17 protein-coding genes and 1 pseudogene are annotated in these 16,109 nt (G+C 69.7%); 6 read left to right on the top strand and 12 right to left on the bottom strand.

Going from position 1 to position 16,109, the window contains the following annotated elements; genetic code table 11:
* Positions 1–207 (bottom strand): annotated as a pseudogene (locus ACFU5M_RS20985) (hypothetical protein); the annotation flags it as partial.
* A gap of 251 nt (positions 208–458) precedes the next feature.
* Between ACFU5M_RS20985 and ACFU5M_RS20990 the strand changes: the two are divergent.
* Positions 459–1,253, top strand: coding sequence for an HAD hydrolase family protein (locus ACFU5M_RS20990; protein WP_379051653.1), 795 nt, complete (start codon positions 459–461; stop codon positions 1,251–1,253).
* 105 nt (positions 1,254–1,358) lie between these two features.
* On the opposite strand, the gene ACFU5M_RS20995 is transcribed toward ACFU5M_RS20990, so the two are convergent.
* Positions 1,359–1,769, bottom strand: coding sequence for a VOC family protein (locus tag ACFU5M_RS20995; protein WP_379051656.1), 411 nt, complete (start codon positions 1,767–1,769; stop codon positions 1,359–1,361).
* A 99-nt stretch (positions 1,770–1,868) separates the two neighbouring features.
* Between ACFU5M_RS20995 and ACFU5M_RS21000 the strand changes: the two genes are divergently transcribed.
* The gene (locus tag ACFU5M_RS21000; RefSeq protein WP_379051658.1) at positions 1,869–2,837 is read left to right on the top strand and encodes a helix-turn-helix transcriptional regulator; all 969 of its coding nucleotides are present in this window, start codon (positions 1,869–1,871) and stop codon (positions 2,835–2,837) included.
* A gap of 317 nt (positions 2,838–3,154) precedes the next feature.
* Here ACFU5M_RS21000 and ACFU5M_RS21005 read toward each other — a convergent pair whose 3' ends face one another.
* Positions 3,155–3,838, bottom strand: a complete 684-nt coding sequence (locus ACFU5M_RS21005; RefSeq protein ID WP_379051661.1) for an SGNH/GDSL hydrolase family protein — start codon at positions 3,836–3,838, stop codon at positions 3,155–3,157.
* 8 nt (positions 3,839–3,846) lie between these two features.
* Entirely contained in the window at positions 3,847–5,259 is a 1,413-nt protein-coding gene (locus ACFU5M_RS21010; RefSeq protein ID WP_379051664.1) for an MFS transporter, read from the bottom strand.
* Between the two features lie 102 nt (positions 5,260–5,361).
* On the opposite strand from ACFU5M_RS21010, the gene ACFU5M_RS21015 reads away from it, so the two are divergent.
* The gene (locus ACFU5M_RS21015; protein WP_379051666.1) at positions 5,362–5,994 is read left to right on the top strand and encodes a TetR/AcrR family transcriptional regulator; all 633 of its coding nucleotides are present in this window, start codon (positions 5,362–5,364) and stop codon (positions 5,992–5,994) included.
* Here ACFU5M_RS21015 and ACFU5M_RS21020 read toward each other — a convergent pair.
* The 7 genes from ACFU5M_RS21020 to ACFU5M_RS21050 form a co-directional block, all read right to left on the bottom strand.
* Complete coding sequence (locus tag ACFU5M_RS21020; RefSeq protein WP_379051668.1) at positions 5,991–6,677, bottom strand: hypothetical protein; 687 nt, start codon at positions 6,675–6,677, stop codon at positions 5,991–5,993. The genes ACFU5M_RS21015 and ACFU5M_RS21020 overlap by 4 nt on opposite strands.
* 107 nt (positions 6,678–6,784) lie before the next feature.
* Entirely contained in the window at positions 6,785–7,639 is an 855-nt protein-coding gene (locus ACFU5M_RS21025; protein WP_379051671.1) for a sirohydrochlorin chelatase, read from the bottom strand.
* A 1-nt stretch (position 7,640) separates the two neighbouring features.
* Positions 7,641–8,936, bottom strand: a complete 1,296-nt coding sequence (locus ACFU5M_RS21030; RefSeq protein ID WP_379051673.1) for a sulfate adenylyltransferase subunit 1 — start codon at positions 8,934–8,936, stop codon at positions 7,641–7,643.
* Between the two features lies 1 nt (position 8,937).
* The gene (cysD, locus tag ACFU5M_RS21035; protein WP_379051676.1) at positions 8,938–9,870 is read right to left on the bottom strand and encodes a sulfate adenylyltransferase subunit CysD; all 933 of its coding nucleotides are present in this window, start codon (positions 9,868–9,870) and stop codon (positions 8,938–8,940) included.
* A complete protein-coding gene (locus ACFU5M_RS21040) occupies positions 9,867–10,583 on the bottom strand; it encodes a phosphoadenylyl-sulfate reductase (RefSeq protein ID WP_379051678.1) in 717 nt (238 codons plus the stop codon). The genes cysD and ACFU5M_RS21040 overlap by 4 nt, the downstream gene beginning before the upstream one ends.
* 20 nt (positions 10,584–10,603) lie before the next feature.
* Positions 10,604–12,418, bottom strand: coding sequence for a nitrite/sulfite reductase (locus ACFU5M_RS21045; RefSeq protein ID WP_379051680.1), 1,815 nt, complete (start codon positions 12,416–12,418; stop codon positions 10,604–10,606).
* A 126-nt stretch (positions 12,419–12,544) separates the two neighbouring features.
* A complete protein-coding gene (locus ACFU5M_RS21050) occupies positions 12,545–12,637 on the bottom strand; it encodes an Ms4527A family Cys-rich leader peptide (protein ID WP_357037344.1) in 93 nt (30 codons plus the stop codon).
* A gap of 212 nt (positions 12,638–12,849) precedes the next feature.
* Between ACFU5M_RS21050 and ACFU5M_RS21055 the strand changes: the two genes are divergently transcribed.
* The 3 genes from ACFU5M_RS21055 (at position 12,850) to ACFU5M_RS21065 (ending at position 14,908) form a co-directional block, all read left to right on the top strand.
* On the top strand, positions 12,850–13,257 hold the full coding sequence (locus tag ACFU5M_RS21055) for an SgcJ/EcaC family oxidoreductase (protein ID WP_379051683.1): 408 nt from the start codon (positions 12,850–12,852) through the stop codon (positions 13,255–13,257).
* Between the two features lie 122 nt (positions 13,258–13,379).
* The gene (gene hemW, locus ACFU5M_RS21060) at positions 13,380–14,588 is read left to right on the top strand and encodes a radical SAM family heme chaperone HemW (protein WP_379051685.1); all 1,209 of its coding nucleotides are present in this window, start codon (positions 13,380–13,382) and stop codon (positions 14,586–14,588) included.
* Between the two features lie 107 nt (positions 14,589–14,695).
* Entirely contained in the window at positions 14,696–14,908 is a 213-nt protein-coding gene (locus ACFU5M_RS21065; RefSeq protein ID WP_379051688.1) for a hypothetical protein, read from the top strand.
* A 3-nt stretch (positions 14,909–14,911) separates the two neighbouring features.
* On the opposite strand, the gene ACFU5M_RS21070 is transcribed toward ACFU5M_RS21065, so the two are convergent.
* Positions 14,912–15,877 (bottom strand): helix-turn-helix domain-containing protein, encoded by a 966-nt coding sequence (locus tag ACFU5M_RS21070; protein WP_379051690.1) that lies wholly within the window; start codon positions 15,875–15,877, stop codon positions 14,912–14,914.
* Between the last annotated feature and the right edge of the window lie 232 nt (positions 15,878–16,109).

Here is a 16,109-nt window from a genome sequence, read left to right on the forward strand (position 1 = left end):
CGGTTCATCCGCGGCCGGGAATTCGTCATCGGACAGCTCGTCGTCTGGTGGGTCGGTGGGGAATTCGTCGGCGCACGGTTCGTCGTCTGGTGGGTCGGTGGGGAATTCGTCGGCGCACGGTTCGTCGTCTGGTGGGCCGGCGGGAAACTCGTCGGCGGGTGGCTCGCCCTCGACCGGCGGATCGTCGAGCGGGCGCCCGGGCGGCACGTCATCGGCGGGTGGGCACGCGGGCGGGAACTCCTCGGGCGCTTCGTCCTCCGGCGGATCGCGGGGCCGTTCCGGTTCGGTCGGTGGGTCGTCGGGCGGGTCGTCCTCGGGGGGTGCCGCAGGCGCGGGCGGCGGTGGATCCCGCGGTCGGTAGCGGCGACGACGCGGAGGGTGAATCGGTCAGCGCGCGTGCGGGTCTCGGCGCGCCGGAATCGCCGACGGGTGCGACGACGCCGAGGCACAATGGGTTGATGGCTTCCGGGGGTCCCCAGCTGATCGCGCTGGACGTGGACGGGACGCTGCTGGATACGGGAACACCGATCAGTACGCGGGTGGTCGCGGCGGTGCGTGCGGCCGTGGCAGCGGGTGCGCATGTCGTGGTCACCACGGGACGCACGTTGCTGACCACCCGGCCGGTGCTCACCGAACTCGGCTTGCTCGAAGGCCATGCCCTGTGCTCGAACGGCGCCGTGCACATCGACGTAGCCAGAGGAGAACCGGTCGCGATCCAGTCGTTCGACCCCGCACCGGCGATCACCGCATTGCGCGCGCTGTTCCCCGCGATGATCTTCGCGGTGGAGAAGGTCGGCATCGGTACCTGGGCCACCGGAGCCGGTCCCGGCGAGTTCCCCCTCGGTGAGTACCTGCTCGTCGACCACCACGAGCTGAGCAGCGAACCGACCCCGCGACTGAACGGCTGGCTGCCGGACGGTTCGCTGGAAGAGATGCTGCTGGCGCTGCGCTCCCTGCAAGTGCCGGGTGCGAGCTGGGTGCACGGCGAGTTCGGGCCGTGGCTCACCGTTTCCCGGCACGGCGTGTCGAAGGGGTGGGCGCTGGAACAGCTTCGCATCGCCCTCGGTGTGCCGGACGAGGCGACGCTGGCCATCGGCGACGGCTACAACGATCGGGACATGCTGCGCTGGGCGGCGCATTCGGTCGCGATGGCCAACGCGCCGACCGACATTCGCGATCTCGCGGACGAAGTGACCGGACACGTCCTCGACGACGGCGTCGCCACCGTTCTGGAACGCTGGTTCCGTCCGTGAGGTGACCGCGACATTCTCGGTCGCGCGTCGAAGGGGCCACGCATCGGGAGGCATGGCGCTGGGCTCTCGGCTTCGCCCCGGCGCCACACCGTCCACTTCTTCAGCCTAGGCCGGACCGGTTTCGGCGAGGACCGCGAGATAGTGCGGGTTCGACATCAAGCCGAGGACGTTGCCGAACGGATCGACCACCGCGGCGGTGACGAAGCCCTCGCCTTCGCCGCGCGGGGTGATGGGGTCGTAGACGGTCGCGCCGAGTTCCAGCAGCCGGTCGAAGGTCGCCCGCAGGTCGTCGACGTGCCAGTTGACGATCGCGCCGCCGGGCGCGTTGCGCGCACCGGCCGGGGCGTAGGCGCGGTTCACGATACCGAATTCGTGCTGGTAGTCGCCGATACGGAACTCGTAGTAGCCGTTGGGAACGTGATAGTAGGGCTCGGCGCCGAAGAACTCGGTGTACCAGTCCTTGGCGGCCTCCAGGTCGTCGGCGTAAAAGGTGCTCGTCGCCATTCCGCGCAGCATGATGGTTCTCCTTCGAGTCGTTCTCGATCGTGCTTGTGAAACCATCATCCGAGCAAAAGTGCGCACCGAATGAGCACTTCAAACGGCAGAATTGTGCGCATGCGAGCAGACCGGTTGGTGGCGATCCTGCTGATGATGCAGACCCGTGGACGGGTGACGGCCGCGCAGGTCGCTGCGGAGCTGGAGACCTCGGTCGCCACCGCGCGCCGTGATCTCGAGGCGCTCTCGGCGGCCGGGGTGCCGGTGTACCCGCAGCCAGGGCGCGGCGGCGGCTGGTCGCTGGTGGGCGGTGCGCGCACTGATCTGAGCGGGCTGACGGCGGGGGAGGCACGGGCGTTGTTCCTTCTGGCCGGTCCCTCCGCGGGCGCGGTGCCGGAGGCCAAGTCGGCGCTGCGCAAGCTGGTCCGCGCGCTGCCGCAGACTTTCCGGGGCGATGCGGCGGCGGCTGCCGATGCCGTGGTGATCGATCCGGCGCGCTGGGGGGCGACCGATCGCGAGTTGCCGCCGGTGGTGTCTACGCTGCAACGAGCTGTCGTGCAGCGCACCAAGGTGCGGCTGCGGTATGCGAACCGCACCGGCGAGCGATCCGAACGTCTCGTCGACCCCTGGGGTCTGGTGGACAAGGACGCCGTCTGGTACCTGGTCGCGGGAACCGAGCGGGGACAGCGGACCTTTCGCGTCGACCGGATCGCCGAGGCGCAGCTGACCGGCGAACCGGCCCACCGCCCGGACGATTTCGATCTCGCTGCCGCCTGGGCGCAAGTGGTCGAGGAGATGGAGCGGCGGCGCGCGACCACCGCCGCCACCGTGTTGATCTCCGAGCGCCTGCTGCCGATCCTGCGCGACCAGCAGGGCAGGAACTGCGTCGTGGACGGCCCGGCCGACGACGGTCGCATCCGCGTCCGGGTCACCGCCCCCACCGCCTGGATGCTCGCCCAGCAACTGGCCGGCTGGGGCGCCTCGATCGAGGTGCTCGGTCCCGCCGACGTCCGCGCCGAGCTGGCCCGCCTCGGCGCCGAACTGCTCGAACGCTACGGACGGGACGATGCGCCCGGCGCGGCATCGTGACCGATCCGGCGGAACAGAGCATGCCTCTCGGCCCGTGAGCCCGGCCGACCACCCCGGCACGCAAAGGTCCGGGGGTCGCCGGGCCGTGACACGGACCGATGTGCACCGTCGAGGTGCGCCGTCCCCTCGGACCTGCTCGGTCTGCCGGGACAGTGGGCGTGGCGCGTACGTCGAGATGCTCCGCGATCCCTTCGCCGCTGAGAGATCGGACCTTCCGTCACCCCCCGAGGCGGGACTACCGCATTCTCGAGCCACTCGATCGACCACCGTTCGACACGTGGTGGCGGCGCCAGTCGCCTCCACCACGTCTTTCCGGATCAGCGCGGCGCGAGGACGTGGCCGGCCAGGGTACGGACCATGTCCGAGGCGAGTACGGCGTGGCCGCTCATGCTGAAGTGGATGAGGTCGGCGCTCATCAGGTCTGGCCGCAGGCGCAGCGGGTGATCCCAGAGTTCGAGCAGCAGCGCGTCGTAGCGGGCGGCCAGCTCGCGGGTCAGGTCGTTGAGCTGGGCCATCCGCTCGCGCATCGGACGCATCGGCGCCATGCGCTCGACGTCCCAGACATCGGCCAGGGTGAAGGTGACCACCTGCGCCCCGGTGCGGGCCAGTGTGGCGAACATCGTGTCCAGGTTCGTCCGCAGTTCGGTGAGATCGCCGCCGGGCAGGAACAGGTCGTTGCCGCCGCAGCTGAGATGGACGAGGTCGGGCCGGAATTCGAGCACGGCGGGCAACTGTTCGGCCAGAACCTGGGCGGAGGTGGCGCCGATCCGGCCGGTGTTCAGGTAGGCCAGGCCAGGGCGGACCGCGGTGAGCACGGCCGCGACGCGGTCGGCCCAGCCCACCGGTTGGTATCCCGGGCTCGGGTCGCCGACGCCCTGCGCGATGGAGTCGCCGAGCACCGCGTAGCGCTGCCAGGGGGCGTCCGCGAGCAGGCGGTGCTGTTCCGCGGGCGGCAGCAGCAATGGATCGTTGGCTTCGATTCGAATATCGTTGTCGCTCACTATATCTCCTAATTGTCGGTGGAGAATGACGGGGTTCGGACCGGCAGGGCCGCCAGGCAGGCGGCCACGGCGGCAATGCCCGCGCACACGGCGAACAGGGTGTGGAACGCGCCGAGCGGATCGTCCGGACGCGCCGCGAACACGGCGGCGAGTACGGCCACGCCGAGCGCTCCGCCCACTTGCCGCGCGGTCAGATTCATGCCGGTCCCGGCGGCGAACCGTTGAGGCGGAAGCGAACTGGCGGCCGCGGTGCCGAGCACCGTGACGACGAAGCCGATGCCGCCACCGCCGAGCACCCCGGCCGGAATCCACGCCGACCACAGGTTCGGCGTGGCCCCGAAGGCGTCGGTGCTCATCCACGCGGTGCACGCGGCGAACATCGCCGCACCGAGCACGCCGAGCCATCGCCTGACGACGGGCGAGCCGACCCGGCCCGCGACGGTCGCCGTCACCATCGACGCCACCGCTCCGATGGTCATCGCGCCCGCGGAACCGAGCACCGAGTAGCCCCAGATCGCGTCCAGGAACAGCGGTCCCGACAGCAGCCAGGCGAACATGGCGGCGCCGAAGACGAACGAGGTCGCGTTGGCCAGCGCGTACGACTTGCTGCGCCACAGCTCCACCGCGATCGCGGGATCGTGGTGGCGCGCCGAACGGGCGAGCGCGGCGACCACCAGCAACCCGCCGCCGATCAGCGCGGTCAGCGTGCCCATCGACGTCCAGCCCCAGCGCTGCCCCTCGGTGACGCCCGCGACCAGCCCGCCGAGGCCCAGTGCGACCGCGACGGTGCCGATCGGATCCGGCAGCCCGCCACCGGAAGGACGGCCGTCCACGGCCGGAATGCGTGCCGCCGCCACGATGAGCAGCAGCGCCACCGGCACGTTGATCACGAAGACCGCTCGCCAGTCGAATCCTTCGACCAGTGCGCCACCGAGCGCGGGACCGACCACCGCGGCGAACCCGCCCGCGGCCGACCAGGCTCCGATGGCCGCGCCGATCTTCTCCCGGGGTGTGGCGGCGAGCACCAAGCCGAGCGCGGACGGCACCATCAGCGCCGCCGTGCCGCCTTGCAGAACCCGGCCCGCGATGAGCCAGCCCGCCGTCGGCGCGAGTCCGCACAGCAGGGAGGTGAGGGCGAAACCGGCCAGCGCGCCGAGGAACAGTCTGCGGCGTCCGAGCGCGTCGGCGAAGCGTCCGGCCGGGGTGAGCAGTGCGGCGAAAGCGACCGCGTATCCGCTGACGACCCAGGTCAGCGAGGTGGTGGCCGTGCCGGGGTAGTCCCGGGCGATCGACGGGAAGGCGATATTGACGACCGAGAGGTCGAGAAAAGCGATAAATGCCGCGCCGCAGGCGATCAGCAAGGTGCGGGTGGCCGCGGGCGCGGTCGACGGACTGTCGAGCCGCACGGACGCGTCGGTCATGAGAAGTCCTTAGAAGCGGGGAAATAAAACGCACGATCGTTCGTTCACTTAAAATACGACCATACGTTCGTATGTGCAACAGTGGAGTGGAAGAATGAGCTCATGACCGAGTCCGTCACCACGGGCGGCCCGCCGCCCGGCACCGATCAGCGCTTGGCCAAAGGCGCGCGGGCGCGGGCGTCGATCGCGCGCCGCGCCGCCGACGTGGCGTCCGTCGAAGGACTCACCGGCATCAGCATCGGCCGATTGGCCACCGATCTGGGCCTGAGCAAGAGCGGCATCGCCACCCTCTTCGGCAGTAAGGAGAGCTTGCAGCTCGCGGCGGTGAAGTGCGCGCGGCAAGTGTTCATCGACGAGGTCATCACGCCGAGTCTGAGTGAGCCTTCTGGGCTACCGCGCCTGCGCGCCCTGGTCGAGCGCTGGTTCGGTCAGGTGGCCCATCCGGCGTTTCCCGGCGGATGCTTCCGCGTCGCGACTCTTGCCGAGTTCGACAGCAGACCGGGCCCGGTGCGCGACGCCATCGCCGAAGACCGCCGCGCCTGGCTCGCCTTCTTGGTGAAGGAGATTCGCCGCGCCCAGGAGCAGGGGCAGCTCGGTGGACGTACGGCCGATGCCGTCGCGTTCGAACTGGACGCGGTGATCGCCGCGGCGCACACCGCCCGTCAGATGGGCGACGAGTGGGGCGTGACCACCGCGCGCGCCGTCGTGGCGGATCTGCTCGAGACGACCGGTTAACCGGTCGGCGAACCGTTGACCAGGTAGTCCAGGTAAGAACCCGGGATCGGCGGCAGCTCCACGCCGTCCGCGTCCACGATGTGCGGCCGGATGGCGCCGGTGGGCGTGATCTCGGGACTTTCGATGAGCACCGTCGTCGCGACCGGCAGTGCGAAGAACTGCACCGCGAACGGCATGGCGGCGGCCAGCTCCAGCAGCGTGGTGTAGTACGACGAGCGATGCGCGTGGTCTTCGAAGCACTCGACCGACCAGCCGGAGAACTCCGGGTCCTTCGTCGCGGTACGGGCCAGCACCAGCACCGGCGATTCGAGACCGCACGACGAGACGATCGCCTGCTGATCCTCGCCCGGGAAGTCGAGGTGGTCGGCCAGGCCGACACCGGCCGCGACTTCGCGCTGGAACCAGACGTCGCGCAGTGTGCGATCGACCTGCTCGACCCAGGTCTGCGCATCGGTGCGTTCGGCCAGCCCCAATGTGCCGTCGTCGCGCCCGCGTACCCGGACCAGATTCCAGCCGATCCGGATCGTCTCACCGGGGTGATACCGCGTGCCCGTCGCGACGGCGGATTCCAAGTAGGACAGCAGCCAGGCCTCCGTGCCGGGCAGCCGCGGCTCGGTGCGAACGACGGTGAACTCGGGATGTCCGTGGCTGGCGCAGGAGGTGGTGCGGAACGACTCGGCCATGCCATGTTCCTAGCACGCGGCGGTGTCACCGGAACGCCTGCGTAGTCGCCGGGGGAGTGAACAGGGGCGATTGTCGCGCAGCCGTGCAGACTGCTTCGCGTATGCGGTCAGGCCGTAAGCGCGCGCTTCGCGGCGATCGCCGCGTGGTAGCGATCCAGGACGACCTGGGTGAGGGCCGGATGCGCGCCCAGCACCTCGGCGTGGATCGCGTGCGGCGCGGCGATCTCCAGGCGGTCGGTCAGCAAGCCGGGGGCGAGGAACCACGGCGCGACCAGCACGTGGTCCGCGCCGCGGGCATGCAGCCGCGAGACCGCCTCCGAGACAGAGGGTTCGGTGGTCGCGAAGCAGATCTCGGTGCGCCAGCCGGTGCGGGCGGCCAAGTGGGCGGCCACTTCAGCGGTCCGGGCGTTGGCCGCGGCCGACGACGATCCGACCGCCGCGACCGCGACACCGAGGCACCGGCCCGCCGCGGCGCCACCGGCGGCGAGCACCCGATCGTGCAGGGCACCGACCAGTCCGGCATCCCTGCCGAGGACGTCGGCCTGGGTCAGGCGCAGCCCGGGATGGCGGGCGCCTGCCGCGGCGAGCAGGCCGGGCAGGTCGACCCTGGCATGGAAGGCGCTGCCGAGCAGCAGCGGTGTCACCACCGCATGCGTATGACCGTCGGCGGCAACGGCATCCACGACCTGTTCGACCGACGGCGCGGTGAGATCGAGGAACGCCGTCCGGACGTCGAGATCCGGACGCGCGGCCGCGACGGCGCCGACCACTTCCGCGACGGTCGCCGCCGAGCGCGGATCACGACTGCCGTGGGCCACCGCGATCAGCGCGGGTGGCCGCGCCGCGCTTCCGCCGAGCGCGACCGGATGGCCGGTCCGGGATGTCGTGCGGCCCGGACGGCCCGCCGGTGCGTTCACGCGCAAGACCGGTGGAGTGCCGAAAAGTGCTCGACGCACCGCCATGTCAGGCTCCGGTGCCGACCTCGACGGCGGTCAGCACATCGCCCACCAGACCGGCCCCCAGCGTGTTGCCGCCGGCCGGGTCGATCAGCAGGAAGCTGCCGGTGTGCCGGTTGGCCCGGTAGTCGTCGACCGCGACAGGCTCGGCGACGCGCACCGAGATGCGCCCGATGTCGTTGAGCTCCAACGCCTCCGGGCTCGGGTCGGCGGCCAGCCGCTGCTCGTCGAAGCGCTCCAGCAGCGTGCCGACGATCGCCTGGGTGGTCCGGGTGCCGTGCTTGAGCAGCAGGCGCGCGCCCGGCCGCAGCGGCTTGTCGCCCAGCCAGCACACGGTGGCGTCGAAGGTGTCGACCGGTTCCGGCGCGTCGGCGGCGGAGGCGATGATGTCGCCCCGGGAGATGTCGACGTCGTCGGCCAGGATCAGCGTGACGCTGCGCCCGGTCTGCGCCACCGCGAGTTCACCGTCCGGGGTGTCGATCCGCTCGACGGTCGTGCGGATACCCGAGGGCAGCACCACGACCTCGTCGCCGGGAGCCACCGCGCCCGCCGCGATCTGTCCGGCGTACCCGCGATAGTCCGGGTATTCGGAGGTGCGCGGCCGGATCACGTACTGCACGGGGAACCGCAGGCCCAGTGCGTGATTGCCGGTGCTGTCGGCGTCGACCGGCACCGATTCCAGGTGCTCGATCAGCGAGGGACCGCTGTAGTACGGGGTGTTGTCCGACCGGGAGGCGATGTTGTCGCCGTGCAGCGCCGAGACCGGGATCTCCAGCACGTCCTCGCTCGACCAGCCCAGCGTGCTGGTGAGTTCGGTGAACTCCGCGGAGATGGCGGCGAACACGGCGGCGGCGTCGTCCACCAGATCGATCTTGTTCACCGCTAGCACCAGCTTCGGCACGCCGAGCAGCGCGAGCACGGCGGCATGCCTGCGGGTCTGCTCGATGACGCCCTTGCGCGCGTCGACGAGCAGGATCACCAGCTGTGCGGTGGACGCCCCGGACACGGTGTTGCGGGTGTACTGCACGTGCCCGGGGGTGTCCGCGAGCACGAAGGAACGGCGGGGAGTGGCGAAGTAGCGGTAGGCGACATCGATGGTGATGCCCTGTTCGCGTTCCGCGCGCAACCCGTCCACGAGCAGCGAGAGATCCGGCGTGGCGAGACCCTTGTCCACCGACGCGCGGGTGACCGCGTCGATCTGGTCGGCCAGAACGGATTTCGTGTCGTAGAGCAGGCGTCCGACCAGAGTGGACTTGCCGTCGTCGACAGAACCGGCGGTGGCCAGCCTCAATAGGTCGGACATGTCAGAAATAACCCTCTCGTTTGCGGTCTTCCATCGCGGCCTCGGAAACCCGGTCGTCGCCGCGGGTGGCGCCACGTTCGGTCAGTCGGGACGCGGCGACCTCGGCGAGGATCGCCTCGTTGTCGGCCGCGTCGGAAAGGATGGCGCCGGTGGAGGATCCGTCGCCCACGGTGCGGTAGCGCACCGACCGGGTCTCCAGCACCTCGCCGTCGCGCGGGCCGCCCCACACGCCGGGCGTCATCCACATACCGTCGCGCAGGTAGACCGGACGCTCGTGCGCGTAGTAGATGCTCGCCAGATCGATGTCCTCACGGGCGATGTAGCGCCAGATGTCCAGCTCGGTCCAGTTGCTCAGCGGGAACACGCGCACGTGCTCACCCGGCGCGTGGCGCCCGTTGTACAGGTTCCACAACTCGGGGCGCTGGCGCTTCGGATCCCACTGGCCGAAGGCGTTGCGCAATGAGAAGATGCGCTCCTTGGCGCGCGAGCGCTCCTCGTCGCGGCGTCCGCCGCCGAACACGGCGTCGAACCGGTGCTCGCTGATCGCATCCAGCAGCGGGACGGTCTGCAAGGGATTGCGGATACCGTCCGGACGCTCGGTGAGCCTGCCGTCGGCCAGGTAGTCCTCCACCTTCGCCACATGCAGACGCAGGCTGTAGCGCTCGACGACCTTGTCCCGGAATTCCAGTACCTCCGGCAGGTTGTGCCCGGTGTCCACGTGCAGCAGCGCGAACGGCAGCGGCGCGGGCCAGAACGCCTTGAGCGCCAGATGCAGCAGCACGGTGGAGTCCTTGCCGCCGGAGAACAGGATCACCGGCCGCTCGAACTCGCCGGCAACCTCGCGGAAGATGTGGATCGCCTCGGACTCCAGCGCGGCGAGGGTGTCGAAATCACTGATGCCGAGAGAGCGTTCGCTTCGGATCGTTTCGGTCATGATTGATGCAACCCGCATTCGGTCTTGGCGAGGCCGGCCCAACGGCCGCTTCGCGGATCGGCTCCCGGCTCCGGCTTCCGTGTGCACGGAGCGCAGCCGATGGATGGATACCCCTCCTCCACCAGGGGGTTGACGAGGATGCCGTGCTTTTCGATGTAGTCCTGCATCTCGTCGTCGGACCACGGTGCGATCGGGTTGATCTTCACCAGTCCGAATGCCTCGTCGAACGAGATCAGCGGCGCGTTCGCCCGGGTCGGCGCCTCGACCCGGCGGATGCCGGTGACCCAGGCGTTGTATCCCGCGAGCGACTTCCGCAACGGGACTACCTTGCGCAACCGGCAGCACTCGTTCGGCTCGCGGGCGAACAAGTCCTTGCCCAGCAGTTGATCCTGTTCGGCAACCGTGTGTTCGGGCCGGGCGTCGACCACGTTCACCCCGTACACGGCCTCGACCGCGTCCCGGGTGCCGATGGTCTCGGCGAAGTGGTAGCCGGTGTCGAGGAACAGCACGTCGACGCCGGCGCGGATGCCCGCGGCGAGGTGCACCAGCACTCCGTCCTGCATGTTGGAGGCCACGATGTAGTTCGTGCCGAAGGTGTCCTCGGTCCATTGCAGGAGTTCGGTCGCCGAGGCGCCGTCGAGTTCGGCGGCACCGCGCGTGGCGATGGCGCGGAGCTCGTCCTCCGACAGCTTTTCCGCGAGTTCGGTTGTCACAATTGATCTCCCGTCGACACTTATCTCAGGTCGGCTTCGTCGGCGCGGACCGCCCACTGGGCGAACCGCTCGCCGTCCGTACGCTGCTTGACGAAGTTGCGCACCACCCGGTCGATGTAGTCGCCGAGTTCCTGGGTGGTCACCTTGTGCTGGCGCAGTTTGCGCCCGAAGGCGCTGTCGAAGCCGAGGCTGCCACCGAGGTGAACCTGGAAGCCCTCGACGTGATTCCCGTTGCCGTCGTCGACCAGCTGTCCCTTGAACCCGATGTCGGCGATCTGCGAGCGGGCGCAGGAGTTCGGGCAGCCGTTGATGTTGATCGTGATCGGGACGTCGAGCTGCGCGTTCAGATCCGCCAGCCGTTCCTCCAGCTCCGGCACCAGCGCCTGGGACCGCTTGCGGGTCTCGGCGAAGGACAGCTTGCAGAACTCGATGCCGGTGCAGGCCATCAGATTGCGCCGCCACAGGGAGGGCCGCGCCTGCAGGCCAAGGGGTTCGAGCTCGTCGATCAGCGCGTCGACCTTGTCGTCGGGAACATCGAGCACGATCAGCTTCTGATACGGGGTGAACCGGACGCGATCGGAACCGATCCGCTCCACCGCGTCGGCGACCGCGGTCAGGACGGTGCCCGACACCCGGCCCGCGATGGGGGAGAAGCCGACGGCGTTGAGCCCGTTGCGCAGCCGCTGCACGCCGACATGGTCGATCGGCTTGGTCGGCTGCTGCGGCGCTGGACCGTCGATCAGCTTGCGCTTCAGGTACTCGTCCTCCAGCACCTGGCGGAATTTCTCGATGCCCCAGTCCTTGATCAGGAACTTCAGGCGAGCCTTGGTGCGCAGGCGGCGGTAGCCGTAATCGCGGAACACCGACACGACGGCCTCCCACACGTCCGGCACCTCGTCCAGCGGCACCCAGACGCCAACCCGCTGGGCGAGCATGGGGTTGGTGGACAGGCCGCCGCCGACCCACAGATCCAGACCGGGACCGTACTCGGGGTGCACGACCCCGATGAACGCCACATCGTTGATCTCGTGCACCACGTCCTGCTGGCCGGAGATCGCGGTCTTGAACTTGCGCGGCAGGTTGGAGTACTCCTTCTTGCCGATGTAGCGGCGCACGATCTCCTCGATCGCGGGCGTCGGGTCGATGACCTCGTCCAGCGACTCGCCCGCCAGCGGGGACCCGAGCACCACGCGCGGGCAGTCGCCGCACGCCTCGGTGGTCTTCAGCCCGACCGCTTCGATGCGCTTCCAGATCTCGGGGACGTTCTCCACCTCGATCCAGTGGTACTGCACGTTCTCCCGGTCGGACAGATCCGCGGTGTCCCTGGCGAACTCGGTGGAGATCTGACCGAGCGTGCGCAGTTGCGCCAGATTCAGCGCGCCGCCGTCGCAGCGCACGCGCATCATGAAGTACTCGGCCTCGAGCAGGTCGATGTTCTCGTCACCGGTCCAGGTGCCGTCGTAGCCCTGCTCGCGCTGGGTGTACAGACCCCACCAGCGGAACCGGCCGCGCAGGTCGCCCTTGTCGATGCCGTCGAAGCCGGTCCTGGCGTAGATGTTCTCGATCCGGGCGCGGACGTTGAGCGGGTTGTCGTCCTTCTTGGACTGTTCGTTCGGGTTCAGCGGTTCGCGGTAGCCCAGCGCCCACTGACCCTCGGCCTTACGGCGCACGGGCTTGCCGGTGCGCACGCGCGGGCCGGTGGCGGTCGCTTCGGGACGCGGGCGATCCGGGCGGACGCGGCGTTCGGAGGCCGGCCGGTCGGGACGCGCGCGATGCCCGGGCTGGGGTTCGGGCGTGGGCTGATCGGTCGGACCGGCGTCGGTGCTCGACGTCATGGGGTCGCTCCTGCGGGGTGGGTGGTACATCCTGCTGAAGGGCGTGAGGGGCTGACTCACGCCTGCGGTGTCAGCGGGCCGATGAAGTCGGGGATCGCCGGGGACCCGGGGATCGGGCGCGCTGAGCTACCGAGGGGAACGAGGCAGACAGCAGGCGCTACAGACGCGCTTGTAATCGACGTGGCGACGGGCCACAAGTCGAATCTCCAAAGCGCGCATGCGGCCTATTGTGCCACGTCAGCAATAGCGTTCCGACCCCCCGTCCAGCATTTCCCGCGATTTCGCGGGAAATCCCCTGGACGTTCGACCCGGTTTGTGACGGCAGTCATAGTTCGAGGCCCGATCCGGGCGGGTGATACGGCGGACGCACCTTCGTGACGTTGCGCACGCCGCTTGACCTCGAGTGAAGTCGAGGTAGCACGCTCGTCGGCATGAGTACCACAGCGGTCGACCCCGCCGCAGAGACCGAAGCCATCCGCGCGGTGGTCGCGAGCGTCCAGCACGCCCAGCGGAGCGAACTCGTCGATGAATTCGTCGCGCTCTTCCGGGAGGACGCGATCTGGACCACCGGGCACGGCAGCCGGCTCTACGGACGCGCCGCCATCGCCGAATTCACCGCCCGGGTGCTGCCGGGGGCCACCGCGCACGGCACGGCGACCTACGAGGTCGAGCACGTGCTGTTCATCCGGCCGGACGTGGCCGCGGTCAAGGTGCTCCAGCGCTACTCCACCCTCGACGGAGCGCCGGCCGGCGAAGGCAGTCCGATGTACGTGATGTCCAAGGAGGACGGCCGCTGGTTGCTCACCGCCAACCAGAACACCCCGGTCGTGGCGGACTGAGCCGGGCACGACGGCGGAGGGCGCACCGCGCGACGGCCGAGGCCCGGAAGTTCGACGTCGCTCGGGCGCGCGGCGGAGTCCCCGGCCGTCGGCGCGCGGCCGGCGGCGTTCACACTGGACAGGTGAATTCCTCCGTCGCTTCCACGCGTACCGACACGTCCGTGCCGGTGTTGCGCGATTTCGGTGGCGGACCGTTCGGGATCTACGTGCACGTGCCGTTCTGCGCCACGCGCTGCGGCTACTGCGACTTCAACACCTACACCGCGGGCGAACTCGGCACGTCGGCGTCGCCGCAGTCCTGGGCGGCGGCGTTGCGGGAGGAGCTGGCCACCGCCGCGCGGGAGTTCGCCGCGTTGCCGAGCCCTACGCCGGAGGTGTCCACCGTCTTCGTGGGCGGAGGGACGCCCTCCCTGCTCGGCGGTGACGGGCTCGCCGCGGTGCTGGAGGCCGTGCGCGGCGAGTTCGCCCTCGCCGCCGGTGCCGAGATCACCACGGAGTCCAATCCGGAATCCACTTCGCCGGAATTCTTCGAGCGCATCCGGGCGGCCGGGTTCACCAGGGTGTCGCTGGGCATGCAGTCCGCCGCGGCGCACGTACTGAAGGTGCTCGATCGCACGCACACTCCGGGACGCGCGGTCGCCGCCGCGCTGGAGGCGCGCGCCGCGGGATTCGAGCACGTCAACCTGGACCTGATCTACGGGACGCCGGGCGAGCGGGACGCCGACCTCGACGCCGGCCTGGACGCGGTGCTCGACGCGGGCGTCGATCACGTCTCGGCCTACTCGCTGATCGTGGAGGACGGCACCGCGCTGGCCCGGCGGGTGCGCCGTGGCGAGTTGCCCGCCCCGGACGACGACGTGCTCGCCGCCCGCTACGAACGCATCGACGCGCGCCTGCGATCGGCGGGGCTCGACTGGTACGAGGTGTCGAACTGGGCCGCGGGCGACGCCGCGGCCTGCAGACACAACCTCGGCTACTGGGACGGCGGTGACTGGCTCGGCGCCGGGCCGGGCGCGCACAGTCACGTCGGCGGCGTGCGGTGGTGGAACGTGAAGCACCCCGCGCGCTACGCGGATCGAACCGCCGCGGGCGGGTTGCCCGCCGCGGGCTGGGAGGCGCTCAGCGCGGACGAGCGGTACACCGAGCGGGTGATGCTCGCCGTCCGGCTGCGCACCGGCCTGCCGCTGGCCGAACTGGCGTCCTCCGCTCTCGCCGCCGTCGACCGGGTGGTCACCGACGGCCTGGTCGTGCGCACCGCCGACGACCGGCTCGTTCTCACCGACCGCGGCCGTCTCCTCGCCGACGGCGTCGTCCGCGAGCTGCTCGTTTGATCGCGGCGGGAGATCACGAAATCATCGAGGCGACGAACTTTATGTCTCATTGCGGTAACTCGGTGCCGAGCGGCCGCGTAGTCTGCGACCAACCCCCAAGGAGACTCATGGCGTCGGCACGGCACATCACTCTTATCCATGAACCGGGCGAATTCGCGGAGGCGCGAGCGGCGGAGAAAGCGGAGAATGCGCGCCAGTGCGCCGTCGCCGCGCGCACCGTCGCCAGCTACGCGCAGAACGCCACCGACTGCGAATCGCTGCTGGCGATGCTCGGCCTCGACGCCCTCGCCGGCAAACAGGCCGGAATCGATCGCGGCTGACCGCTACGGCTCGTCCGTGGCGAGCGCGATCCCACGCCATTCCCGAGGCGAGAGCCCGTAGGCGGCGCGAAAGCGCCGGGCGAAATGGCTCGGATCGCGAAAACCTCGGCGTCGCGCGATCACCGCGATCGTCCGGTGCTTCTGCTCCGGACGCGCCAGATCGCCGCGCACCTGCTCCAGCCGCCGGCTGATGATCCACTGTTCCAGGCTGTACTCCGCGTTCGCGCAGATCTTGTACAGCTGCCGGACCGACACGTTGTGCGCTCTGGCGATTTGTTGCGCGCCGAGGTCGGGATCGGACAGGTTGCGCCGGACGTAGGCGCGGATCCGGGACAGCAGGATGTCGGTCGGGACGACGGAACCGTTGCCGTCGTCGCTACCCGCCGACAACAACAGCCCCCGGATCAATTCGATACTGGCGCAGCCGGACAGTGCGGCCGCCGGGTCGGCGCTGAGCGCGTCGGCCTCGGCGGTCAGCTGGAGGATGTGGTTTGCCACCAGCCGGTAGTGCGGGCTGTCCTGCACCCGGGTCGCGGCCTGGCTGATCAGGTCGGCGGGCAGGCCGAGTTGATCGAGCGGCACATGCAGGCAGGTCGAAGCTCCCTCACCGCGCCAGCCGAAATCGTAGGGCGCGTTCAAGTCCATGACGTGCAAATCGCCCGGTCGCACCACGCGCCGGAGGCCGCCTTGTTCGTATCGACCGTCGCCCGCCTGCTGGACCGCGATCGCCAGCACCGGCGCGGGTGAGCTTCGTACCTGCTTCGGCGTCCGGATCAGCTGGATGGCCGAGGTACGGGCGCGGAAGATGCTCGCCTCGCCGAACTGCCACACGTCGACCGTGGCGTGGACACGCTCGTGCGGCCCGTCCAGCACCACATGGGACGGGACCGATGCCTCTTGCAGCGCCGCGGCCACTGCGGCCACTCGCTCGTGCGGCGCGATGGTGTCCGAATCGAACACGACCGTCATCACAGCCTCCGTCGCAAATGAGACAGATTCGGCAATCCTCGCACGGACCCTGCCGATCCGCCCGTGCATTCTGAGCCGAAGATCGTGCACGGAGAGTCGTCTTTCCGGCGGCCGCCCGTCATACGCTGTCGAACGGCGATCCATCAAGATCGCCTCCGGTCCGTCACAGGAGGAGCGCAGGCGCGACCACGAGCCCGGTGACTCGTAATCCGGCCATCCGTCCAGATCGAAG

It is taken from the genome of Nocardia sp. NPDC057455, assembly GCF_042802775.1.
In the GTDB taxonomy this organism is placed as follows: Bacteria; Actinomycetota; Actinomycetes; order Mycobacteriales; family Mycobacteriaceae; genus Nocardia.